This is a genomic window from Spirosoma taeanense (genome assembly GCF_013127955.1).
GTDB lineage: Bacteria > Bacteroidota > Bacteroidia > Cytophagales > Spirosomataceae > Spirosoma > Spirosoma taeanense.
In genome coordinates this window covers 3385001-3409864 of sequence record NZ_CP053435.1, presented here as the reverse complement: position 1 = coordinate 3409864, position 24864 = coordinate 3385001, and the positions used below count along the sequence as shown (strand labels likewise).

Annotated in this window: 14 protein-coding genes; 6 read left to right on the top strand and 8 right to left on the bottom strand. The window is 53.6% G+C overall.

Translation table 11 applies throughout. The annotated features are described in order from the left end of the window. Positions 1-43: 43 nt before the first annotated feature. Positions 44-2998 (bottom strand): glycosyltransferase family 117 protein, encoded by a 2955-nt coding sequence (locus HNV11_RS14190; RefSeq protein WP_171740291.1) that lies wholly within the window; start codon positions 2996-2998, stop codon positions 44-46. A gap of 111 nt (positions 2999-3109) precedes the next feature. Then, positions 3110-3994 carry a bifunctional 5,10-methylenetetrahydrofolate dehydrogenase/5,10-methenyltetrahydrofolate cyclohydrolase gene (locus HNV11_RS14185; RefSeq protein WP_171740290.1) on the bottom strand — a complete coding sequence of 295 codons (885 nt, stop codon included), beginning with the start codon at positions 3992-3994 and terminating at the stop codon, positions 3110-3112. A gap of 309 nt (positions 3995-4303) precedes the next feature. On the opposite strand from HNV11_RS14185, the gene HNV11_RS14180 reads away from it, so the two are divergent. After that, on the top strand, positions 4304-6175 hold the full coding sequence (locus tag HNV11_RS14180; RefSeq protein WP_171740289.1) for an alpha-amylase family glycosyl hydrolase: 1872 nt from the start codon (positions 4304-4306) through the stop codon (positions 6173-6175). 19 nt (positions 6176-6194) lie between these two features. Here the strand turns inward: HNV11_RS14180 and HNV11_RS14175 are convergent, their stop codons facing one another. Further along, complete coding sequence (locus HNV11_RS14175) at positions 6195-6695, bottom strand: DUF4385 domain-containing protein (protein WP_171740288.1); 501 nt, start codon at positions 6693-6695, stop codon at positions 6195-6197. Positions 6696-6839: 144 nt separating this feature from the next. Here HNV11_RS14175 and HNV11_RS14170 point away from each other — a divergent pair, with 144 nt between their 5' ends. Both HNV11_RS14170 and HNV11_RS14165 read left to right on the top strand, forming a co-directional pair. Then, positions 6840-7544, top strand: a complete 705-nt coding sequence (locus HNV11_RS14170; protein WP_171740287.1) for a hypothetical protein — start codon at positions 6840-6842, stop codon at positions 7542-7544. Positions 7545-7847: 303 nt separating this feature from the next. Then, positions 7848-8741 (top strand): NAD-dependent epimerase/dehydratase family protein, encoded by an 894-nt coding sequence (locus HNV11_RS14165; protein ID WP_171740286.1) that lies wholly within the window; start codon positions 7848-7850, stop codon positions 8739-8741. Positions 8742-8944: 203 nt separating this feature from the next. Here HNV11_RS14165 and HNV11_RS14160 read toward each other — a convergent pair whose 3' ends face one another. After that, on the bottom strand, positions 8945-9574 hold the full coding sequence (locus tag HNV11_RS14160) for a pyridoxamine 5'-phosphate oxidase family protein (RefSeq protein ID WP_171740285.1): 630 nt from the start codon (positions 9572-9574) through the stop codon (positions 8945-8947). A 124-nt stretch (positions 9575-9698) separates the two neighbouring features. Between HNV11_RS14160 and HNV11_RS14155 the strand changes: the two genes are divergently transcribed. From HNV11_RS14155 to HNV11_RS14145, 3 genes are all read left to right on the top strand, one after another. Beyond that, positions 9699-10457 (top strand): SOS response-associated peptidase, encoded by a 759-nt coding sequence (locus HNV11_RS14155; protein WP_171740284.1) that lies wholly within the window; start codon positions 9699-9701, stop codon positions 10455-10457. A 155-nt stretch (positions 10458-10612) separates the two neighbouring features. Continuing rightward, a complete protein-coding gene (locus tag HNV11_RS14150; protein WP_171740283.1) occupies positions 10613-13288 on the top strand; it encodes a TonB-dependent receptor domain-containing protein in 2676 nt (891 codons plus the stop codon). A gap of 347 nt (positions 13289-13635) precedes the next feature. After that, a complete protein-coding gene (locus tag HNV11_RS14145) occupies positions 13636-16281 on the top strand; it encodes a YCF48-related protein (protein ID WP_171740282.1) in 2646 nt (881 codons plus the stop codon). Positions 16282-16381: 100 nt separating this feature from the next. On the opposite strand, the gene HNV11_RS14140 is transcribed toward HNV11_RS14145, so the two are convergent. Genes HNV11_RS14140 through treZ form a run of 4 tightly spaced genes read right to left on the bottom strand, consistent with a single transcriptional unit; the run spans position 16382 to position 24371 of the window. Beyond that, positions 16382-17200 (bottom strand): FRG domain-containing protein, encoded by an 819-nt coding sequence (locus HNV11_RS14140; protein ID WP_171740281.1) that lies wholly within the window; start codon positions 17198-17200, stop codon positions 16382-16384. Positions 17201-17220: 20 nt separating this feature from the next. Continuing rightward, positions 17221-18231: a TIGR03885 family FMN-dependent LLM class oxidoreductase gene (locus HNV11_RS14135; protein ID WP_171742183.1), complete on the bottom strand. Its 1011-nt coding sequence runs from the start codon at positions 18229-18231 to the stop codon at positions 17221-17223. A 37-nt stretch (positions 18232-18268) separates the two neighbouring features. Beyond that, positions 18269-22492 carry a malto-oligosyltrehalose synthase gene (gene treY / locus HNV11_RS14130; protein ID WP_171740280.1) on the bottom strand — a complete coding sequence of 1408 codons (4224 nt, stop codon included), beginning with the start codon at positions 22490-22492 and terminating at the stop codon, positions 18269-18271. Next, positions 22485-24371, bottom strand: coding sequence for a malto-oligosyltrehalose trehalohydrolase (gene treZ / locus HNV11_RS14125; RefSeq protein ID WP_171740279.1), 1887 nt, complete (start codon positions 24369-24371; stop codon positions 22485-22487). Before treZ ends, treY begins: the two co-directional genes overlap by 8 nt. Positions 24372-24864: the final 493 nt, after the last annotated feature.

The following is a 24864-nucleotide window of genomic DNA, read 5'->3' as shown; positions in this document are numbered from 1 at the left end:
AATGTTCAGCAAACCGGCCACTTTTTCGAGATTACTGTTCGGATCAGCCAAACGAGTTCGCGTGCTTCTGGTAGATCGCTTCGTATTTATTGGCCGCTGCAGTTTGCTTGGCCTCCGTGCAGGCCTCAATGATCGTCTGGAGAACATACATATCGGCGTTCGGATTGCCGAACTGCCCACGACCACTCTTGATATAGCTTAGATTCTGGTCGGCGCGGGTGGCCATCGTGTTAGCAATTTCGAGCGCTTTCTTGTTGTCGCCCACGGCAAACAGGAACCGAACGTAGTTCGACGAAATCTGGTCGTAGGGAATGCTTTTATCGGGAATCACCTTCAGCGAATAATCCAGAACCTCACGCGCCTTCGCCGTATTTCCCTCGCGGATTAACTGATCGGCCAGCCGGAAGAACGCAATCCGGGCCGAAACCACCGGCGGGCCTTTGTAGGTCTCATCGTAATAAACGTTCGGGTTGTCGAACTCGCGCCAGAAGGTCTTCTTGGTCATGTTGGTGTACATGATGTCGGAGTTGACGTAACCATCCGATGCGCCCGGTACAGCAACCGGCATCAGGCGGTACGCATACCCTTCCAGCTGCATATAGTTCTTCAGGTTTAGATAGTTATCGCTGGCCAGGGTACTCGAAAAATAAATGGGCCGCTGCCAGTTATTGGTGGCGATCATATCGAGCATGATCAGGTCAGGCTTGTACAGGTTCTTCTTGCCAATTGACCACTGCAGAGTGTCTTTCATCATCGGACGCAGCGAAGCCGGAACAAAGTTGGCCTTGTCAATAGCCGCCTTGTCAATCGGCAGGAACAGCTCCGACGAAGGCAGAATGCTGGTCATATCACCGTTGGTCAGCGGTACCTGAAGAGCCGGATTGTTGGTCTTGATCAGGTTGATGTACTGCTTCAGATCAATGCCGTTTTTCACGCCGGGCAGTTCATAGAACATTACGACGTCGTTCTTCCCCTTGTTGAAGTTGTCGAACTCCAGCGAAATCGGCAGGGCTTCCGACTCGTAGGTCTTCCGCTTCATCTGCTGAATGTACCACTCGGTGCCCAGCAGGCTCAGGTTACAAACTCGTACGTCGCGTCGGAAGCCTTCAACCTCCTGCACGTACCAGAGCGGGAACGTATCGTTATCCCCACCCGTAAACAGCACCGCGTTGGGCGCGCAGGAATTGAGCAGGTTTTTGGCGAAATCGACCGACTGATAGCGGTTGTCGCGGTTATGGTTGTCCCAGCTTTTGGCACCCATCATAACCGGAACCAGTAGGCACAGGCCCACCACCAGTCCGTTGCGGGCAATGTCCGATTTAAGCGTGTTGCGTAGTCCTTCGGCAATGGCCATGACGCCCAGACCCAGCCAGATGGCGAAGAAATAGAACGAACCAACGTAAATGTAGTCGCGTTCGCGCGGCTCCGAAGGGGGCGAATTCAGGAAGATCTGCAGGGCAATACCGGTGAACAAGAACAGCAGCCCGACGATCAGGAAATCGCGCCGACGGCGGAAATATTGGAACGCAATCCCGAACAGGCCCAGCGCGAAAGGCAGCATATAGAAGTTGTCGCGCGCTTTGTTGGCTTTAAGCAGATCCGGTACGCCGTTATCCGTTGACCAGGGCAGCATGTAGCCCGCGCCTTCTTCGTCGCTCTCACGACCGGCAAAGTTCCACATCAGGTAGCGCCACCACATATGGCCAAGCTGATAGCTGAACAGAAATTTCAGGTTGTCGCCCATGGTTGGCTTCTGCCCTTCGGCGAGGCCCAGCATCTGGCGGTATAGCTGCGGGTGGTTCTGCTGGCTGCTGTACACCCGCGGAAATAGCATCTCATCGCCCGGCGAATAGACGTATTCCGGCTGATAGTCGAAAATAACGTAACGGTTGCCTTCCTTTTTCCACATCGGCGCGCCTTTTTTGTTGTCGATCGGCTGGGCGGTGAATACCGGACCATAGAGCAGCGACCGGCTGCCGTACTGCTCCCGACGCAGATACGACAAAAAGTTCAGCGCATCGTCGGGGTTGTTTTCGTTGATGGGCGGGTTAAAATCGGCCCGTACCAGCACCTGCATATACGACGCATAACCAATCAGCACGAAGGCCAGCGCTAGCAGACTGGTATTCCAGATGGGCCGCTTCTGCCGGGACGACCAGATGATGCCGTAGGTAACAGCTCCCAGGAAAACAACGACGAAGAAAAACATGCCGGAGTTGAACGGCAGGCCGAGGGTATTCACAAAGAAGCGTTCAACCACAAAGGCCATACCCGGCAAACCCGGAATAATACCCGCGTTAATGATGCCCAGAATAATCAGGCCAATACCGGCGGCCGTTGCGCCACCCCAGAACGTAGGTTTCGGATACTTCTTGAAATAGTAAATAAGCGCCAGGGCGGGCAGCGTGACGAGGTTCAGCAGGTGAACGCCGATGGAAAGCCCCGTCAGGTAGGCAATGAAAATCAGCCAGCGATTAGCGGCTGCTTCGTCTTCGATACGTTCCCATTTAAAAGCCGCCCATACAACAATAGCCGTAAAGAACGACGACATGCCATACACTTCGGCTTCAACGGACGAGAACCAGAACGTGTCCGAGAACGTGTAGGCCAGCGCCCCAACGGCACTCGTGCCGATGACCAGTAGGGTATCTGCCGTGGTGTATTCGCTCTCCGCTTTGCCGAGCAGTTTCTGCGCCAGCATCGTGATCGTCCAGAACAGGAAAGCGATCGTGAACGCACTCGCCAGTACCGAAACCATATTGACCCAGTACGCTACGCTGGTCAGATCACCGAGCGAAAACATGGAGAAGATCCGGCCCAGCAGGAGGAAAAACGGGGCGCCGGGCGGGTGGGGTACCTGGAGTTTAAACGAACACGCAATGAACTCGCCACAGTCCCAGAAGCTGGCTGTGCGTTCGACGGTCATCGCGTAAGTAATCAGCGCGACAACGAACGTGAACCAGCCGACGAGGGTGTTCAGGCGTTTGAATGATTGCATATAAATAAAGATTAACGAACTGCTTTTGTGTAAGTAGTGCCCAAAAATACGCAAAAAAGCAGCCCGTCCGGGCCGGGGCGGGCTGTTAAAGTTTGTTAAGCAAAGCTAAGCTTACCGGCTGTACACTTCGCCACGCGCGGCTTTAAGCGTATTCTGCATCAGCGAGCAGATGGTCATCAACCCAACGCCACCCGGAACGGGCGTGATGAAGCTCGCTTTCGGCGCCACCTCGTCGAACTTTACGTCGCCTTTGAGCGCAAAGCCACTTTTCTTGGTCGCGTCCGGCACGCGCTCCAGACCCACGTCAATGACGACAGCTCCTTCTTTCACCATGTCGCCGGTGATAAACTCGGGTTTGCCGAGGGCGGCCACCAGAATATCGGCCGAGCGGCAGATGTCTTCCAGATGCTGGGTCCGGGAATGGGTGAGCGTTACGGTGCAGTTGCCGGGGTAGGTGTTGCGCTGCATCAGGATTGACATGGGCAGGCCCACAATCTGGCTCCGGCCCACCACCACGCAATGTTTCCCGGCGGTTTTGATGTCGTAGCGTTTGATCATCTCCAGAACGCCCTGCGGTGTCGCCGACACGTAGGCGGGTAGTCCCTTGGCCATCCGACCAATATTGATGGGGTGAAAACCGTCCACATCTTTGGCCGGATTGATGGTTTCCATGATCCGGTCGGGGTTGATGTGGTCGGGGAGGGGCAGCTGAACAATTAACCCATCCATGTCGGGGTTGTCGTTGACTTCACGGACCTTGTCGAGCAGTTCGGCTTCGGAGACCGACGGGTCGAGCCGGATCAGCGTCGAGTGCATGCCTACCTCTTCGCAGTTTTTCATTTTCGAAGCTACGTAGGTTTCTGAGGCCCCGTTATTGCCCACCAGAATGGCGACGAGGTGTGGAATCTTACCGCCCTGCTCGTTAATCTGTGCGACTTCAGCCGCGATTTCCTGTTTAATCTGTGCCGAAAGAAGTTTGCCGTCGAGGAGCTGCATAGTATCTCGTCATGTGCTTGAGACTTTATTGTATTCTTCGCGCCGGCGCTTTTCAGCCCGGGCACAAAGAAGGCGCAAAGCTACGCAAAGATTAACCGTACTACTGCTGTGCGCTTATTTTCATTCGCTGTAAATGACCCAAATCGGATCAGGCCTGTGGGAGCGCGGTGCCTTTTGCCGGTTACTAAAACAGGGCGTACGTTCTGTAAAAATACAAACCTGCGTTTGCTGCCGAACCGTATTTTCCGACTAAGCGCGCAATGGCCGCCTTGCCAGAATTAATAGCCGACTAAACTTCTTCTACCTAATATGCCAACATCCATCCGCAGTGAAGCCGTTCGTTCGGCTTTGGCGTCCGCTGCAACTTCGCAATCCAGACAAGTTACCATCGGCAACCAGACGGTTTCGATTAACACGCCCTTTCCTTCCCCGCCCGACTGGCGCGATACATGGATTTATTTTCTGCTGCTCGATCGGTTCAACAACCCGGTTGCGCCACCGCGTCTGTCGCCTTTCGATGGTCTCCACGGCGTTTTTCAGGGCGGTACGTTCAACGGCGTGCGCGAACAACTCGACTACCTCCAGGAGTTGGGCGTAGGCGCTATCTGGCTTTCGCCGGTTATTAAGAACTGTCAGTATGAAGACACTACGTATCACGGCTACGGCTTTCAGGACTTTCTGCAGGTCGAGCCGCGCTTTTCATCGGACCCGCAGGTTGCCCGAATTAACCCGGCCCTGGCTGAGGATGAACTCCGGGCGCTGATTGATGCTGCCCACGCCCGGGGCATCTACATTATCTTTGATATCGTGCTCAATCACGCGGGCAATGTGTTTGGCTACGTCGTGAATGGCAGCGACAATGCGCCCAGCGCCGATGGTCGAAACAGTGTATATCCCGTCCGGTGGCATGACGCGCAGGGGAATGCTGCCTTTGCCGATTTCAGCGGTGCTCCCGTTCCGATTCCGGACGATGCGGCTGTGTGGCCCGTTGAACTCCAGCGAAACGAACTGTTCCGGCGTAAGGGCAAAGGGGGCGAAGCCGGTGGCGATTTTGAATCGCTGAAAGAACTGGTGACTGATTTCAGCGAAACGGACAGCCTGGGGCGGTCATTTCCGGTGCACGAAACATTAATTCTGGCTTATCAATATATGATCGCCAAATTCGATGTGGACGGCTATCGGATTGATACGCTGAAGTTCATTGAGCCCGATTTTGCCCGGATTTTTGCCAATGCCATGCGCGAGTTTGCCCTGAGTATCGGCAAGAAAAACTTCTTTACGTTCGGGGAAGTCTTCGACGAAGAAGAAAAAATCAATCAGTTCATTGGCCGCACAACCAGCCAGGGTAATGAGCCGATTGGCGTTGATGCCGCTCTTGATTTTCCGCTGTTTTTCCGTCTGCCGTCGGTCGCCAAAGGCTTAACGCCACCTTCGTCGGTGCAGGCCATGTACCGCCGGCGAAAAGATGTGCAGCGCGATATTCTCAGCACCCACGGCGACGCGACGAATTTCTTCGTGACGTTTCTGGACAATCACGACATGAAGCAGCGCTTTTACTATCGTGATGCTGCCGATCCCACCCGCTTCGACGCCCAGGCTACGCTGGGGCTGGCCTGTCTGTTTACGTTGCAGGGTATACCGTGTGTTTATTACGGTACCGAGCAGGGGCTGCATGGCCTGGGTAATAGCGATGCCGCCGTGCGCGAAGCGCTGTGGGGGAAACCAAACGCGTTTGATCCGCAGCATTCGTTCTACGCGGCCATCAAAGCGATCAGTGCAGTCCGGAATGAGCAGCCTGCTTTGCGTTACGGCCGCCAGTATTTTCGACCGATTTCCGGCGATGGCGTAAACTTTGGCATCTCGCCCTTTAGTCCGGGGGTGCTGGCCTTTTCGCGGATTCTGAACGATCAGGAAGTGCTGATTGTGGCAAATACCCAAACCAACGGCGGATTCAATGGGGAGGTGATTATCGATGTCTCTCTAAACCCTGATCAGGCTCCGTTCGACATTCTGTTCAGCAATCAGTCCCAGCCGCAGTCGCCGGGGCAGGTTGTTACGAAGTCAGGCGGCAGCGTAACGATTCACGAAACCGACGGCAGCCAGACGCACGGGCCCGTACGGGTCGTGCCGGTTCAACTGCACCCCATGGAGGTCCAGATTCTGCGACGGCGAAAACCCTGATCTATACGGGCTGGTGATTTCAACCGTATTTTTCCTGCCAGTCTTTTCGTTGCTTCCTGTATTCAGGGTCTTCACGGGCTTCCAGATACTTGCCATAGAAAATGCGGGCCGATTCGGCTTTGACTGGGTCTTCATCACGAGGAAGCTGCTCGCGGCCGTGGGCACCCGAACGGCCTTTCTGGTCATCGGGCACCGGGCCGTCATATTTCTGTCCGGTTTTGTGGTTGGCGTAACGTCTGGCTCGTGTGTATCCCATCTGTAGAAACTTCCTGGCCATGTCCATGCCGATGAAGTCCCCTTTCTGTTTGTAGTCCAGAAACATCTGGAAGATTTTCTCCGACGACTCGCGGGCAATCTCGGGCGTTTTAAAGCGCCAGTGGGGCAGGATTTCTGATTTGTAGGGCTGCACGAGCAATACCCCCATCTCGCCCTTGCCAACGCGATAGAGTTCAGGCTGCTCGCGGAGGTTCAGGTTCTTATAGTCCAGATCGTAGTTGAATGCGCGGTTATTGGCAGGCATAGACTGCTTTACGTTGATATCCGTACCCTATAACTCGTAAAGAGGCTAAAGAGGTTAGACAGATTCTCGCCGTTCCAGCAACACTGGGAAGGCTTCAGGGGTTTTAAGGGATAGGTCTCTCTGTTCACAAACTCCGTATTCCGTATGCTGCGTTGTTTACTTATAGTTAGCCTGTTGTGGTTCGTAGCCGGACACAGGGCCTGCGCCCAGCCTGCTGATAGCCTACCAGCTTCCAAAAACGAACGACCCGAAAAACCGCGCTTCATTCTCGAAGCCGACCAGCGGTTCTTTTATTTTAAAGATGCGAGTCCGCCGTTGCTCCGTAATCCCGTAAACGTGTGGGGAGCGCGGGCGGGGTTTCTCCTGCCCAATAATATCAAGCTGGGCGTTGGCTACTACTTCACAACGCAGCATATCAGCGACTCCTGGGACGAGTTTCAGGTCACGTACCGGCGAATTCAGTACGCAACAGTCTACGTAGAGCCCTATTTTTTCCGACGCAAATTCTGGGAACTGAGCGCGCCCATTGAAGTCGGCGTTGGGTCGGCCCGGTACGATCTGTTTAGTACCGACACCCAGAAACCCGACCGACGTAACAGCATAGCCGTACCCCTGAGCGTAGGCTTATCCATCTCGGCTAAATTTCCGGAGGTATTTGGTATCCGGCCACTTCGGTGGTTCGGGGTTAACCTAATGACCGGTTACCGCTATACCCTCCAGAACCGGGTGCCACTCGGCCCTGTTACGTTGAACGGCGTCTATTATTCCGTCAGCCCCGCCGTGTTTCTGGACCGAATCTACCAGGACTACGCCAACTGGCGTAAGTCGCGCCGAAGTCGCAAGGGATAACCCTGTTCTGAAAAGCCCGATTGCTTCTGAAATGACAAATTCACTGGTTATGAGCTTTCTTCATAGCGGCTATGTTTACTCCAAAGCGTTTCTGCTTTTTACCGGCTTTGGCACTAGCCGCTGTCACATTACGTTCGCCCTGGCGCATTAATGCGCTAGGGTTACAGGAGCTTGTTCAGTAGTTGATGCAGATTATATTTCTGCTTTCGTTCAAGATTAAAAAAAGAGAGATTGCGGACCATTGAAGCGGTTATGACTTTTAATTGGTATCAATTCCCAAACATGTTCTGAACAGAAGAACCTATGACTAAAATGCGAGTATTGTTTACAGGAGGATCGGGAAAAGCAGGCAAGCACGTAATTCCCTACCTTCTCAACCAAGGACACAGGGTAATGAATGTAGACCTGGTGCCTTTGAAGCACCCAGGGGTAGATAATCTGATCGCGGATATAACCGATTCTGGGCAAATGTTTAATGCCATGAGCTCGTATGCCGCCCTGGACGAACTGGAGGCTGGCAATGGCGTACCTAAATTTGATGCCGTAGTCCATTTTGCTGCCGTACCCAGGATACTGATCAATCCGGATAATGAAACGTTCAGGGTGAACACCATCGGCACCTATAATGTGATTGAAGCCGCTGTTAAGCTGGGTATCAAAAAGATTATCATTGCCTCGTCAGAAACCACCTATGGGGTCTGTTTTTCGGATGGTAAAACCAACCCTCAGGTTCTGCCTTTGGAGGAGGACTATGACGTTGATCCCATGGACAGCTATGGCTTATCGAAGGTCGTCAATGAGAAAACAGCGCGCAGCTTCCAGCGACGGTCAGGCTTTGATATCTATGCTCTTCGGATCGGGAATGTAATTGAACCGCACGAATACGCGGAACTGTTTCCTTACTATTTTGAGCACCCGGAAGTGCGACGCCGGAATGCCTTCTGTTACATAGATGCGCGTGACCTGGGACAGATCGTGGATTTATGTTTGAAAAAAGATGGCCTCGGGTATCAGGTTTTCAATGCTGGAAATGATCATAACGGGGCCATTATTCCCAGCAAAGAACTGGCGGAAAGGTTCTTTCCTACAGTGCCCGTAACCCGTGAACTGGGCGAGCACGAAGCCTTGTTTTCAAATCGGAAAATCCGCGAAGTTCTGGGGTTCAAAGAAGAACATAACTGGCAGAAGTATGTCTGATAGAGATAGTTCTGCTTAATGTTTCGTCTCTGGTAAAGCTGGCCAAAAACAGGTAACTATATAAAAGAGAAGCTTATCGATTTCGTTCCCCGCAGTTGCCCTGGCCCCATAGTCAGAAATAGCTGGAATACGGCTGCCAGTTGTCATACGGTAAACGTATTCCAGATACAGATGAGACACCGTGCTTTGTCAAGACTGTCTGGTCAGGGTGCCAGCCACACCGATTTCCGGACGGGTTCGTACTGGAACCGCGCCCGCGTTTGCCCGGCGCGGCTAAGGTGCAGGTATTCCATCGTTAGTACGCGGCATTCGATAACGGCGAAGTTTTTCCGACCGGCTTCGCTTTCGGCCTCGGTAGGCAGATCGTCACCCAGGTTAACCGGGAAGCCCGGATACGGCTCGGGCTGCTCACTGCCCGGCGTCTTCTCGGAGAGATACGTCTTGCGGCTGCCAACCCATAGGTCCTTCCAGTGTTCATCGGCAACGTAGTCGTCTGTATGCAGCCGGGTTTCGACCGTCAGGCGCAGTTGTACCTGTCGTTTATCGTCCCAGAACAGCAGCGTCGCATTGGGGAACGCTTCCAGCTGAATCACTTTTTCTGAGCGGGCATCGGTATGGAACCAGACATACTTACGTTCGGCGTCCACCTGCCGCAGGACCACCATCCGGGCATCGGCACCATCGGCCGTACAGGTCGCCAGTGTTATCGTTTTAAAACCATCGGATTCATTCTTCAGCGCCGACTGAAGTTGCTGCCAGGTATTGTTCTCAAGGTCAGCGAGGTCAAGCGCCTGACCATCTGCGAGGTGCGTTAGTTGAATTGAAGGGGTCATTGGATTCACATCATTCACGAATTTGGATAACCGATGGTTATAGTTTATGGTTTAAGACACAGAGCCGGTAGCAGATGGCTGTCGGCATAATCCAAGCCCCGATAGCATAGACTATCGGCTCTGTATGTGCTACCATAAATCACTCGACGTGTCGGCCCCTGAACTGGAAGTCCGTTATGCGGCTGCGCTGCCGCCAACGGCTAATTTTCAGCCCATTTATCACGCTAATGCATACCAGTTTCCGGCCTGGCCCATTGTAACCCGACAGGAGCCCGGTAAACTGCAGCTGATTCAATGGGGGCTGATTCCGCGCTGGGCCAAAACCGCTGACGATGCGGCTGACATTCGCACAAAGACGATTAACGCCCGCGCCGAAACTATTTATGATAAACCATCCTATCGTACGGCCGCTCAGAAAGGCCAGCGGTGCCTGATTCCGGTCACGGGTTTTTATGAATGGCACACAAAGGGCAGCAAAAAGTTTCCGTTCTATATCACCGCCAAAGACCAGAAAATTATGTCGATTGCGGGCTTATGGGACGAATGGCCCGACCCCGAAACCGGCGAACTGGTCCGGACTTATACGTTACTGACGACTGAAGCCAATCCGCTGCTGGCGGCCATCCATAACACCAAAAAACGGATGCCCTGCGTGCTGACCCACCTGCCGGATGGCGCCGATGCCGAACAGGCCTGGCTGCACGATGATCTGACGGAAGCAGACGCGCTGGCGCTGCTGATGCAACCCTACCCGGCCGAGCGAATGCATAGTTATAGTATCAGCAAACGAATCACGTCGCGAACTGAACCCAGTGACGTTCCCGAAGTAATGGAACCGGCAACCTATCCGGAATTGAGCAATAACACTCAACTGTTCGCCTGAGTAATCTGCCCCGTTCGTCCCGGCTGTTAACCGTTTGTGTATAATTCAAGGATATAAAGCCATGAATGGCTGAATCTGGTGGATTTACTTGTCTTTTTCCGGGAACAAATTCGAAATTTGCTAACTCATTCAAGTAGGTACAGTTTAACCTGATTATGAAAAAAACAATACTTCTTTTCGTTACGGGTACCCTTGCGCTAACTACGGCAAGCGTAGTTCGGGCGCAGTTTCCCACGACGCCGGGTGGGGGAGGTCAGCGGCCAGCCGCGACCATACCGGGTGTTTCCAATAGCGACGTTCCCCGCGGCAATGCCAAACTGACGGGTATCATTGTGGATTCAACGACCAGCAAACCGGTTGAGTTTGCCAGTGTTGCGCTTATTGACGTAACGACCAAAAGGCCAATTGACGGCACCGTTGCCGATGAAAAGGGCCGGTTTACGCTCAACAAATTGCCCTCGGGCGATTTTCAACTGCTGATTTCTTTCGTGGGTTATCGCAACAAGACCATTTCAAGCGTAAAGCTCGATCGCCGGGGCGACGTAAACCTGGGCACCGTGATGCTGGCGCCCGACATCCGGACGCTGAGCGAGGTGAACGTGGTTGGGCAGGCGGCTATAGTTGAGGAAAAAGTGGACCGGCTGGTCTATAACGCCGAGAAAGACGTAACGAGCAAAGGGGGCGACGCAACCGACGTAATGCGGAAAGTGCCGCTGCTGTCGGTCGACCTGGATGGTAACGTCAGCCTGCGGGGCAGTAGCAACGTGCGGGTGCTGATCAACAACAAGCCATCCACCATCGTGGCCAGCAGCGTAGCCGACGCCCTGAAGCAGATTCCAGCCGACATGATCAAGACCGTGGAGGTCATCACCAGCCCCTCGGCCAAGTACGATGCCGAAGGCTCGGCCGGTATCATCAACATCATAACCAAGAAAACTACCCTGCAGGGATTCACACTGAATCTGGATTCAGGCGTGGGTAACCGGGGCACTAACCTGGGATTAAACGGCAACCTGCGAACAGGAAAAATGGGCTTTAGCCTGAGCGGCTTTGGTCGGGCCAACTATAACGTAAGAGGCCGGTTTGCCAACACCCAGCAGACGTTCAATAACAACGGCACCACGATAACCACCGAACAGTCGGCCGATACGCGCAGTCAGGGAGTGTTCGGTCAGTACACGCTCGGCTGGGATTACGATATCAGCAAGACCAGCGCCATTACGGCCAGCCTGCGCTACGGTGCCCGCAACAACACCCAGTTTCAGGATAATTTCCTGACCCGATCGATGGGGGCGTATCTGCCAACCTACAACCTTCGGAACGTACAGACCAAAGATTTGTCGGGAACGGTCGATGCCAACATCGACTATACCAAGACCTACGCCAAACCGCAGCAGGAGTTCAGCGTTTCGGCGCAGTTCAGCCGGAATAACCGGAACAACGACTTTACGGCCAACCTTCTGAGCCAGGCCGACTTCGCCACGATTACGTCGCGCCAGCAGAACCTGAATGACAGCTATAACCAGGAAACGACGCTGCGGGCCGACTATCAGACACCCATCGGGAAGAATCAGCTGATTGAGTTTGGTGGAAAGGGCATCTTCCGGCAGGTAGAAAGCAGCTTCCGCTACAACTTTGCATCGGGTGCCATGGGCATGTTTGTGCTGGATCAGAACCGGCCGGCCAACACGCTCAATTACGATCAGAACATTGCCGCAGGCTACGGATCGTATACGCTCACAACCAAGAGTAAGTTCACCCTCAAGGCGGGTCTGCGCTACGAATACACGACAATCAACGCCAACTATAGCCGCACACAGCCCGGCGAGCAGGGTGGTCAGGCCGGTGAGGATCTGGGCATTCCGAGCTACAGCAATTTAGTGCCGAGTATTAACCTGTCCAAGACGTTAAAAGGCGGCAAAACCATCAAGCTGGCCTATAACCGTCGGTTGCAGCGGCCGGGTATTCAATTCCTGAACCCGAACGTCAATGCGGCCAACCCCACCAACATCACGCAGGGTAACCCGTTGCTTTCGCCCGAACTGACCGACAATCTGGAGTTCAGCACAAGCGCCTACGTCAAAAACGTGTATTTGAATGCTACCCTGTTTGCCCGACTGACCAACAACTCGATTACGAGTGTGCGCGATACGGTTACGACCAGCCTGGGTGAGGTAACTAACCCAACCCTGCCCCGGCCCATCCGGACAACCTACCTGAACATTGGTCGTGAAGAAGCTTATGGGATTAACATATTCGGAAACGCTACCCTGTTTTCGAAGTGGCAGATTGGGGGTGGTTTCGATGCATTTTACGCGTACCTGACCAATAACAGCGCAACGGCTGTTTACCGCGCAACCAACTCCGGCTGGGTCGTGACGGGCCGATTCTTTACGAGCCTGAACATTAAAAACGGCTGGGGCCTTCAGGGCTTCGGCTTTATCCGCGGACGTCAGATTCAGCTGCAGGGTTCGCAGGGCGGATTCGCGTTCTATAGTCTGGGTATCAAGAAAGACTTGAAAGACAAACGGGGCAGCTTCGGTATTGCGGGCGAGAACTTCTTCAACAATCCGTTTACGATCCGCGCCGAGTCAAGTTCGCCTATCTTCGCGCAGAATAGCGTGACCAGTCTGTACAACGCCGGTATCCGGGTGAACTTCAGCTATAAATTTGGGAAGATGAGCTTCGATCAGCCCCAGCGACAACGGAACCGGGGTGCCAACGACGACCTGAAAGACGAAGGCGGCAATGATAACGCGGGCGCTCAGCAGCCCGCACAACCCGCCGGGGGCACACCCGCCAGTGGTGGCGGTGGCCGCCGACCCCGGTAATCTAATCTACGAAAACAGCCAGTGGGGGCAAAGTATACGGAATCTGTATGCTTTGCCCCCACTGGCTGTTTAGCAGTTCAGCCCTTCGAACTCAAAATGTCATAATTATGAGAATGATTCTATGAAGGGGAGGCCTGTAAAACTGCAGGAAAGCCAGCCCGTGCCGGAGCTGTCGGGTATAGATAACACCCGGAGAAAGAGCCTGAACAGGCGGATGGCTGTCAGTGAGCGACTTCACAAACATGGGCAAGCGGAGAGGGTTAGTTATTTCTACCTTTTACTAAATAGTTTTCACCGCCGGGTCCACAGAGCGTATCTTTCGGGTAATCATGCCTGATAGTGCCGCTATGATACGTCCAGCTATAACGATCTTTTTAAGCTTTTTTTTAACCCAAACTATACTGGCTCAGTGGAAGCCGCTTGGCCCCTACGGTGGCCCGATTTCCCTGCTTGAATCTGATAACAAAGTAGCCTTCGCAGCCGGTCCGGCGGGTAGTTTCTTCCGATCGGCCGATGGCGGAAAATCCTGGCAGATTACCTCAAAAGGTCTGACAACCTCGTCGGCCACAGCCCTTTATCAATCCGACTCGCTGCTGCTGCTGGGTACGGGTGGCGCCGGTGTTTATCGCTCGACTGATGGCGGTATATCGTGGGCCGCTTCCAGCCGGTTCGACCCAACCTTATCGGGCTCGCAGCCCGCGGCCAACGCCTTTCTCCGCAGCGGTCAATTTCTGTACGCAGCTACCCGCGACGGAGTGTATCGCTCCTCCAATAACGGCCAGAACTGGCTATCCGTTACGGCCGGTTTATATACGCGGGACGGTGTTTTCTCTCTACTGAATGTACCCGGCACCAAGGCTATTCTGGCTGGAACAGGAAATGGCATTTACCGGACCATCGACGACGGCACGACCTGGGCGCTTCTCCGCAGCCCGATTGCCGCTACCAGCAACAACTCGCTGGAAGGCAACGTGTTTGCACTTGAGCAGATCAACGGCATGCTGATGGCGGGCGCTTATGGGCAGGGCTTTTTCCGCTCAACGGACCTGGGGGCGAACTGGACGGCTGCTAACAGCGGCCTGCCTTTCGGCACAACCGTGTCGGTTATTCGGGTTAAAAACGGCGTGATTTATATTGGTACCGATACCGGCGTATATACTTCCACGAACAACGGGAATGTCTGGACACAGATAGCAAACTTTCCCTCGGATGCCAGCATCAGCGGCATTACGTTTGTGGGCAACAGCCTGCTGATCAGTACCAGCGCCGAGGGTATATACCGGTCAGACGACGGCGGCAAATCCTGGGTGGATGCCAACGCCGGTCTGCTGGCCGATACAGAAATGCTGGTTACCAGCGGCAATAAGTTATGGGTTGTATCAGGCGAAAACGTTGTTCGTTCGACCGATGGGGGTAAATCCTGGCGGATTGTCCGGTATCGTCTGACGCCAACCGAAACCATTCAGGCGCTGGTGCGGGATGGCAATACGCTGTACCTGACCAGTGGCAACCTCTATCGCTCCACCAACGATGGTGATACCTGGGAGCGCGTTAACGCTCCGCAGGCGATACCAGACGGTGTCTACTTAACCCAGCTTTACGTAAGCGGTAAAGACATTATTGCGGCTACGCTGAGTAACGGAATTATTCGTTCTACGGACGGTGGCGTGAACTGGAAATTTCTGTCGCGCGACGGACTGCCCTCCGCCGACCGTCGTCCGAGCTACGTTACCAAACTGAAAAACGCAATCTACCTTGGTTTTCAGGGTGGAGGGCTCTACCGGTCAACCAACGATGGCACGAACTGGGAAGCTGTAAAAGATGTGCGAAATAACGCCGACGTATGGACGATAACAGCCGTCGGTGATACGCTTTACGCCGGCACCAATAGTGAATCGCTTTATCGTTCGGTAGACAACGGGACAACCTGGGCCCGCGCCGATAAGGGCATAACGTCGTCAATTGTCCGGTCTATTCTGCCCACCCCCGGCGGGTTGTTTGTGGGTACTTTCAAAGGCGTTGGCGTATCAACGACCAGGGGCGTGTTCTGGCGTCGGTATAACAACGGCCTGCCGCTGCTGCAGAACAGCGCCGACAATACCGCCACCGAGAACCTGCGCATGTTCCCCCTGACAACCGAGAACGGTATGCTCTACGGGTCGTCGCTGTACGGAGTCTGGACACGTCCCCTCAACGAACCACCTTACATTACGCCCGACCCTACCATTGCGCAGTCATGCGTAAACGGAGTTATACCGGTTAGCTACCGCATCAGCGATACGTTTGAAGAAAAGAACGCGTTTTCGCTGCAGATATCCGGCCCCGACGGTACGTTCAAAACCTTTACGACCGCCAGGGAATGTATCTCACCCGGCACCGCCGATGCCCAGGGCTTTGCGGGCTGTGTGCTTACGTTCCGTCTGCCGGCCGGATTTGCGCCCGGCGATAATTACAAAATGCGGATTGTGGCTTCCAGTCCTTACACAACCAGTCAGGAAATTCCCATTAAGCTGACGCCCAATCCCATTCCAGCCAAACCCGTCATTTCGTCGGACAGCACAACCTTCAGAACGGTGCAGGCAACGGCCTACCAGTGGCTGCTGAACGATCGGCCTATTCCCGGCGCCACCAGCCAGACGTTTAACCCCAAAGGATTTCCGGGCGTCTATGGGGTTCTGGTGTACAATGAGTGCAATGGCTCGGCCGCGTCTGACCCGCTTTATTACCTCGTTACGGCTACCGAACCTACCTTCGATGATGAGGTGAGCGTATTCCCGAATCCCGCCGACGACGTGCTGACGGTTAAGGTGCCCCGTTCGGGTGGCGCTACCAGTCTGCGACTGTTGCGGACGGATGGGGCCGTACTCAGCAACCAGCCCGCAGCAACCGGTGCCGAGCACCGACTGTCAATCGGCAAGTTGCCAACGGGGACGTATCTGCTGCATATTCAGCAGGGCGACCGGCAAACGACCAAACGCGTAATGAAGAAATAAACATTGACCTTCCTATACATTCAGGCCTCTTCGCTTCAATATTGACAGCGAAGAGGCCTGAATGTTTTAATTGGGCACAGATGCTGGTAAGCCAGGCTGTTCAGTTCATCAACAGATTTGACGGAATATCGGAGTCGCTGCTGGGCTGAACATACTGCCGCCGTAGCCATAGGCTCAGCCCATCCAGACCCGGGAAAAGCACCCGTTCGTTGATATTGGCCTGATCCAGCTTATCGCGAATCTCCCACTTCAGTTCTTTCGCAATGATGATCTGCCGATACACATCGGGCCGCTCCTCCAGCCAGCTATTCATCCCAACGGTTGGGCTGGAGATAACCGAAAACAGGGCATACTGATTGACAATGCGGTCGTCGATAGAAGGGGGCTCGATCAATAACGCAAACGGATGCTCAGCCTGATCGTCGAACTCCCGCAATGAATGGATGTGGCTCAGCATATCAATTGTGAACACGTCGGCTCCTTCTTTCTCAAGCAAACCGCGCAGCGCATCAGGCAACTGCTGGTGCATTTTCTTATAGTCCAGGCACCAGACCACCCCATCCCGATCGTATCGCTGCGTTGACGCCGTCACGAAATGCAGAGCAACGTAGGGCGAGAAGGTCCAGTCCATCAGTCGGGTGGGTAGCCCATGATGCTGCGCGACCGACAGCCAGTACCAGAACGAGTCCCGTTCGACGACATTTCGAAGCGCATACTTCTTGAAATTACGCAGCAGGTGCCCTTCAATTGGTGCGCAGTTGTCGCTTAGACGCATCAGCGACGTGTTTAGCGTGTAGGACGCATCAGGCAGTCCCCTAAAGGCAAAGGGCGGACGGAAACGTTGGAGTGCAGGCATCCAGGCCTCCTCGTACAGACAATCCATCAACTGGCTCCAGGTAGTAACACGCGTTTGTTTCATACGGCCCTGAGGGTATGGGACTATGCCGAAAACGGACTACTGATTACTGTACGGTTTATTGGCTGGTCAGTTGCCAGCAGAGTTGGCAGCACATGCTGGCCGAAATCTTCGATGAACCGCTGCTGTTCCAGGTTGACATTATGCAGAAGAAGCCGCTCGAAGCCCAGGTCAACGTCCTGCTGGAGCCAGTCAAGATGCTGGCCAAGGTCGGATGAGATCCGTACCATTCGGTCAACCTCCTGTAAGTTGACCATTTCACCAGCCGCATCAAACTGATCGGGCATCCGTAACTCCGTCAGCATATTATTCGGAAAAACGTTCGACCGCCATTGGTCATAAGCGCCTTGCCGGGCGGCTTCAAGGGTGGGCGCGTAAGAAAGCTGGACTTTCAGATGCATAGGTTTGCCTTCTCCGCCACCCCGCCGGAACGCGTCGATGACTTCGCGCAGCTTGTCTTTCGGCTGTGAGATAGTCAGTAACCCATCGGCCCAGCTACCGACCCATTCGGCTGTTTTGCTCGTGACGACCGCGCCGAACAGCAGTGGCTTCACCACCGGACGGGTATAAAGCTGAGCCTCTTCTACGGTAACCAACCCCTTATGCGACACGGTCTCGCCATTCCACAACGCCCGGATAATATCGACGCATTCTTTCAGGCGCGCGTTTCGGTCTGCCTTTGAGGGCCATTTTTCGCCGGTGATGTGTTCATTCAGTGCCTGCCCCGTTCCGAGTGCCAGCCAGAACCGTTCGGGAAACATATCGGCCAGCGTTGCGGCAGCCTGCGCAATAATAGCCGGATTATAGCGCTGACCGGGGGCGTTCACTACGCCAAAGTCAAGCGAGGTAGCCTGTAGGGCGGCTCCCAGCCATGACCAGGCAAAGCCGCTTTCGCCCTGGCGGTTGCTCCAGGGATGAAAATGATCGGACGAAGAGCCAGACGTAAAGCCTGCATCCTGAGCCAGTTTTGCGTAATCGAGCAACGTGCTGGGTTTAATCTGCTCGTGGGATGCGTGATAGCCTATTTTAATCATCATTGAGTTATCTAGTGTATTGATTCAAATGACACGCTCAGTACCGATTGTAAACTGTAGTCCATTCTCTGAGCTGTTCCTCAATCGCCGGGCTGAGCTGGTCAGGTAGCAGTCGCCATGTCCAGTTGCGCTCGGTCGTAGCCGGGGTGTTCAACCGGGCCGATTCATCTAAACCCAGCACATCCTGCAAAGGCAGTATGGCCGTCTGAGCGACCGATGCATAGGCCAGCCGACCTAAAATCAAATGAACATTCTCTTCTGTTACGGGTAGGCCAACGTACCGTTCCAACTGCCGGCTCTGCGCCTTTTCTTTATCCTGACGGTACCAGCCCCGGCTGGTGTTGTTGTCGTGGGTACCCGTATAGGCAATCGAATTTAGCGTGTGGTTGTGCGGGGTGTTGATGCTTTTCGGCATCTCATCGCCAAAAGCGAACTGCAGCACTTTCATGCCCGGCAGCCCGAATTCGTCCCGGAGTTCATAGACGGCCTCATTGATCTGCCCCAGGTCTTCCGCCACGAATGGCAGTTCGCCGAACTCTTGCCGCAGCACAGAAAAAAAGTCGGCGCCCGGCCCCGGTTTCCAGGTTCCGTTAACGGCAGTCTGCTCACTGGCGGGCACCTCCCAGTAGTCGGCAAAGGCCCGGAAATGATCTAGCCGCAGCAGGTCAAAAAGCTCCATGTTTTTGCGAAGCCGCTCCACCCACCAGGCATAATTCTGTTTTTTCAACACATCCCATCGGAACACGGGCATGCCCCAAAGCTGACCGTCGGCGTTGAAGTAATCAGGCGGGACCCCGGCGATGCCCGTCATTTTTCCGTTGTCATCAATACTGAACAGCTCTGGATTGGCCCACACATCCACCGAATCATAACTGACGTAAAACGGCAGGTCGCCAAACAGCCGGATACCCAGGTTATTGCAGTAGGCGCGCAGGGCTTTCCACTGTTTTGCAAACATGAATTGCAGCCATTTTACCTTGTTAATGGCGTCGGCATGCTGCTGGCTGAAGGTTTCCAGAGCGTCTGGCTGACGTAGTCTGAATTTCTTGGGCCAGGTGTGCCAGGGTTCGTCGTTGTGATGCAGTTTAAGCGCCGAATACAGGGCGTAATCGTCGAGCCAGTACGCTTCCTGCTCGCAAAACCGGTTGAACGCCTGTTGCTGGCCGACAGACTGGATATTCCGGAAATTCTGATAGGCTTTATCAAAGAGCGGTTCCTTGACCCGGCGGGCTTCCTTGAAATCGACATGTTCGGTTATTGGCAGATAAGCCTCCCGGAGGTCAGCTTCTTCCAGCAGACCCTCCTGAACCAGAATGTCCGGGCTCAGGAGCAGCGGGCTACCGGCCATGCTGGAGTTCGAACTATAGGGCGAATGGCCCTGTCCCGATTCAACCGGGTTCAGAGGCAGCACCTGCCAGTACGTCTGGTGACTGCGGCCCAGAAAGTCGGCAAAGGCCATTGCTTCGGGACCGAAATCACCAACACCATACGGCGACGGCAGCGACGTAATGGGCAGCAGAATCCCGGCGCTTCGCGCACTGCGGACTTGCTCCAGCTTAAGCACCGCCAGTGGTAAGGTCTGGAACAGTTCACTGACGACAAGACCGTTCTCGGCTGTGCCGCTGGTGCTGAGCAGCCGGTTCTCCCACTGCGTAGAGGCTTCGGGGGGCAAAACAACGCGGGTATCCTGCCAGTCCAGACTCAGGAGGTCTGTTTGCTGCTCGCGGCATAGCTGCGCCAGACCGAGCGGAACAACAGTTACGTACCAGGTTGATTCGTGCCGACGGGCAAACGCCAGTACGTGCTGCTTATAACGGCCCTCGACAGTCAGGGGAACATAATGACCGTTAGCAAACAGGTCGGCCTGCTGCTGCCGCTCATTAAGCAAAAGATGAGTTACCCAGAGCTTGATGCGGGCATCGTAACGGCTGTGCCATAATTCCGACCACAGGTCGTCGGCATCACTGGCTATCAGTTCATCCAGATCCTGCTGACGCTGGTCGAAATCAACGGGTCGACGGTTGTCGGGGTCTACCATACTCAGGTCCCAGAACTCACAACCCTGATACACATCGGGCAGACCCGGACAGGTCGATTTAAGAACAACCTGCGCTAATGAATTGACAATCCCGAAATCGGAAACCTGCTGGTGAAACTGCTGAAAACGTTTCCAGAAGGGGCGTTTCCGATCCAGTAATCGTAGCGCGAAGGTTTTAGCGGCTTCCTCATATGCTTCGTCGGGAGTATTCCAGGTTGAAAACCGCTTGGCCTCCCGCAGAGCTTTTTCCAGATATTCCGTCAGACGTTGAGGGAACTTATCCTCATCCTGATCCGGCATCGGATAAGCGCCAATCAGTGTCTGATAGATGAAGTACTCATCATTAGGATCGGGTGCGTCGTTTTGCTTCAGATCAGCGTTTAACTCCTGCCAGGCATGCACTTCAGCAATCCATTCATCGGCCAGCTCGGTCAGAACGTTCAGGCGGCTGCGGACATCCTCGCCCCGCTTGGTATCGTGCGTCGAGGTCCCATTGAGCGACAGCGGCCAGCGGGCCTGCCGGTCGAGCATCTTCTGGTGAAACTCGTCGGTTTTAAGCCCAAAAAACTCCGGTGAGTCACCTACTTCGCCATGCCCGATAAAGCGGTTGTACGTATACATGAGCGTATCTTCTACGCCCTTGGCCATCAGCGGACCGGTGAACTGCATACAGCGCTGATAAAAACGTAAGGCCCGGCGGTTATAGGCCTCGTCGCCCGTCTGCGGCTTGGTCAGAAGTACATCTTCCAGTACGTCCATAACCGTTGTCAGGCCTGGCTTACGTTGGCGAATCCGATCCAGAATATCCCGGACGGCTGCGGCCTCCCGAACACTCAGGGGCAGGTGGTTTCCGTAATAGCGGTACACCGGGCATCGAATCAGAAACTCCGCGATTCCTGCTTTCAACGTATCGAACGAAACGTTGGCCTGCCGGTCGTTATCAATCAGATTAAGCTCCTCAAAAAGCCGGCTCAAATTATCCAGCTCACCCGCCATGTGTTCATAGAGGATATAGGCTTTTTTCTCATGAAGCTCCTGGCGGATGATGCTTTTTTCGCCCAGCAGCTTGTGATAGAACTGGGTGAATTTCTCTTGGCTGCCGGTACGGGTAAACAGATTATTGACCAGCGAAAGATACTCATAGCCAGTTGCCCCCTGAATTGGCCAGTTTGCTGGCAGGTCTTCGCCCGTCTCCAGAATTTTCTCAACGACTATATAAACGTCCTCACCTGCCAGTTCCCGGAGCTGATCCAGATAGTGGCCGGGGTCATACAGACCGTCAATATGGTCGATGCGCAGTCCCTGAAATACGCCTGCTTCCAGGAGGTGTTTAGTGTGCTTATGCACATGCTCAAAAACCTGTTGGTCCTGAATATTCAGACAAATGAGGCTGTTGACGGTAAAAAACCGGCGAAAATTGATCTGACTGTCTGTTTCGCTATGATAACACAATCGGTAAATCTGCTCGTCGGCAATCTGACGGATAAGCGCTGGATTTTCATTGACCGCTTTAAGACAGGTTTTAAAAGCAGACTTCCCCTCATTTTTTAGCCAGTTAGTTAGCTCAACCTGAAACTCCGTAACACGCAGCGCATAGGTTTTGGCATCGGTTACCTGTTCAAGGTCGGCCAACGTTTTCAGCAGGGATTGAACCGCCTTATCTGGTTTATCGGCACCGGCCTGCAGCACAGTGGCGTATGAGCGTAGGTGTATCGGATAGGCCGTATCGTAGTAAGCCAGTACAAGTACAAGGCGATCAGGCTGGAAGTCTATTTTGAGTTCACCGGCTTCAATTACTTCTTCCAGCGACGAGCCCAGAAATGGAACCATCAGCCGCCCGTGATGATGCGGACTGCTCCAGTCAATATCAAAAAAAGAACTGTAGAGTGACCGTTGACCTTTTTCCAGCACATCCATCAGCCAGGCATTGTTGGGATGGAAAGCCATGTGGTTCGGCACGATATCCTGAAGCCACTTGATGCCCCGTTTTGTCAGTTCAGCGCTGATGGCTCTCAGCTGTTTTTCAGTGCCAATTTCCGGGTTGATACGTTGCGGATTGACGGCATCGTACCCGTGCGTGCTGCCCGGCACCGCTTCAAAAATGGGCGAAGCATAAACTGTTCGGACACCTAATTTGTCGAGATACGGGATAATGCGTTCAAAATCGGCGAAGGTAAAATCGTTATGAAATTGAATTCGGTACGTAGCAACCGGATTAGTCATGATTGAGGGAATAAATTACGAACGATTCGGCCTGTAACGTAAGGATGCTGGCATCCAACAGGGTTTCGTGAGCCGGATTGGCGCGACCGGAACCGGTGTCCTGCGCTGGCTCAACCTGCCACTGAGGGTCGGTCGAGTCGAGCAGTTTCTGCCAATTGTTTGGTCCGTCTGGCAACTGGATGGACTGGGATTCTTTCGAGAAATTCATCAGGCAGAGAACCCGCTGATCCTCGTGCCAGCGCTGTAAAAGAATAGTCTGCTTGTCCTCGTGCAGGATTACGTTGAGCTGCCGACGATTGAGACAACGAAGGGCCGGATGCTGTTTACGGAGCGCGATCAGTGTCTGGTAATAGCGAAACATGGTTTGGTGCGGTTCCTGTTGCAGCAGTTCCCAGTGCAGTTTCGACTTCTCAAAGGTTTCTTTCTGTTGCGGGTCGGGAACCTCCCCACTTTCGCCCGCGTGGAAATCCGCAAACTCTGCCTGCCGCCCCTGCCGCACCGCTTCTACCAGCTCCGGTTCCGTGTGGCTTACAAAATACTGGAAAGGGGCCGGTTCGCTCCACTCTTCGCCCATGAACAGCAGCGGTACATACGGGCTAACCAGCACCGCACCAGCCATTACTTTCTGAGTTTCGAAACTGTATAACTGGCTGGAGCGCTCTCCCAGTTTACGGTTACCGATCTGGTCGTGGTTCTGCGAGAAAACAATGAACTGCCGTCCCGGATTATTCTCTGCCTTCTGGCCAAATAACTTATGGCGTACTTTCGAGAACTGACCGTCGTATACGTAAGCACTCTGGTACGATTTCGCCAGATGACCAATGCCCTCAAAATCCTTGTAATAGCCGGTCCGTTCTTCACCAACGGTAACCCGCAGCGAATGATGAAACTCATCCATCCATTGGGCATCCATACCATAACCGTTCTCTGAGAGTGGATTGATCAGCCGGGGATCATTCAGATCGCTTTCAACGATCAGATAATGCCGTCGTCCGCTGGCAGCCATCAACTGGTCAACGTGCTGCCGGAGTTCCTGTAAGATATGAACCGGACTAAAATCCCGGATGGCATGAACGGCATCCAGCCGCAGGGCGTCAATGTGAAAATCGCGGAACCACATTAGCGCATTCTCAATAAAATAGCGCCGGACGCCATCGCACCAGTCATCATCAAAATTGATGGCTTCGCCCCAGGGCGTGCTGTATTTATTCGTCAGATACGGCCCAAAGTCTTTCAGGTTATTACCTTCCGGTCCGAAGTGGTTATAGACTACGTCCAGCACGACCGCAATCCCTTTGGTATGACAGGCATTCACCAGATGCTGAAGTGCCTGCGGCCCACCATATGAATTCTGGGTTGCGTATGGAAAAACGCCATCGTAACCCCAGTTACGCGCATCCGGAAACTGAGCAATGGGCATAACCTCGATGGCATTAACCCCTAGCTTTTTCAGGTAATCCAGTTTTTCTTCCAGGGCGGCAAACGTGCCTTCGGATGTAAACGTGCCGATATGAAGTTCGTAGATCAGGTAATCGTCCAGGTCCGGATTAACCCAGTCCGAATCGTTCCAGGCAAATGCACCCGTATCAAAAGCCTCCGAAGGTCCATGCACGCCCTGAGGTTGCGAAAGGGAAGCAGGATCGGCCCGTTCATTCTGACCATCCAGAATGAACGTGTATAGGTCGCCGGGACAAATCTGGTTCGTTTTTAAACTCCAGTAACCTAGTTCTTCCCGTTTAAGTGGTAGAGCCGCTGCGTACCCATATACTTTAATTGATACGTGTTTGGCTACGGGCGCCCAGACTAGCACGCTTGCTTCATTTTCTGTTGAGAAGGTAACCCCAAGCGTTCGCTGGTCAGCGTTATATACTTGCGTCATACGTAATATAATTGGTCCAGCGTTCAGAATTCAGGCTTTCAATAACCTCAGTTCTCACTTAATAGACAGATTGTTTTACAGGATTGTTAATGTCTTTTTAACATCCACTCAATTCAAGGAGTCATCAGTAACGGTTTAAAATGAGGGAATGGCTCATTCTATGGGCTATATAGGTTGGTTCGATTGGGTTTAACTATCTTCTCCGCAGAGTCAGGGATTGAAGTTTTATTGACAGATCCGAGCGTTTCTATTCAGGTCAGAAAAAAAGTTGTAAACAGGAACAGCAGCCTGCCCGGTTATGTTGTATATTTGTGTTCCCGAAAGCCTCAAAAGAGATGTTTTATCCGCTTTCAGGATTAATTAGTCAGATAATCAGTTGCTTAGAAGAATAGTTAAAAAAGCTGTTCGCTGAGGAACTAAGACACCCCACCAGGGCGTTATCTTACTGGCTCTGTAGTGTAAGTAGAGTAAATTCCCGAAACAGACAAGTAGT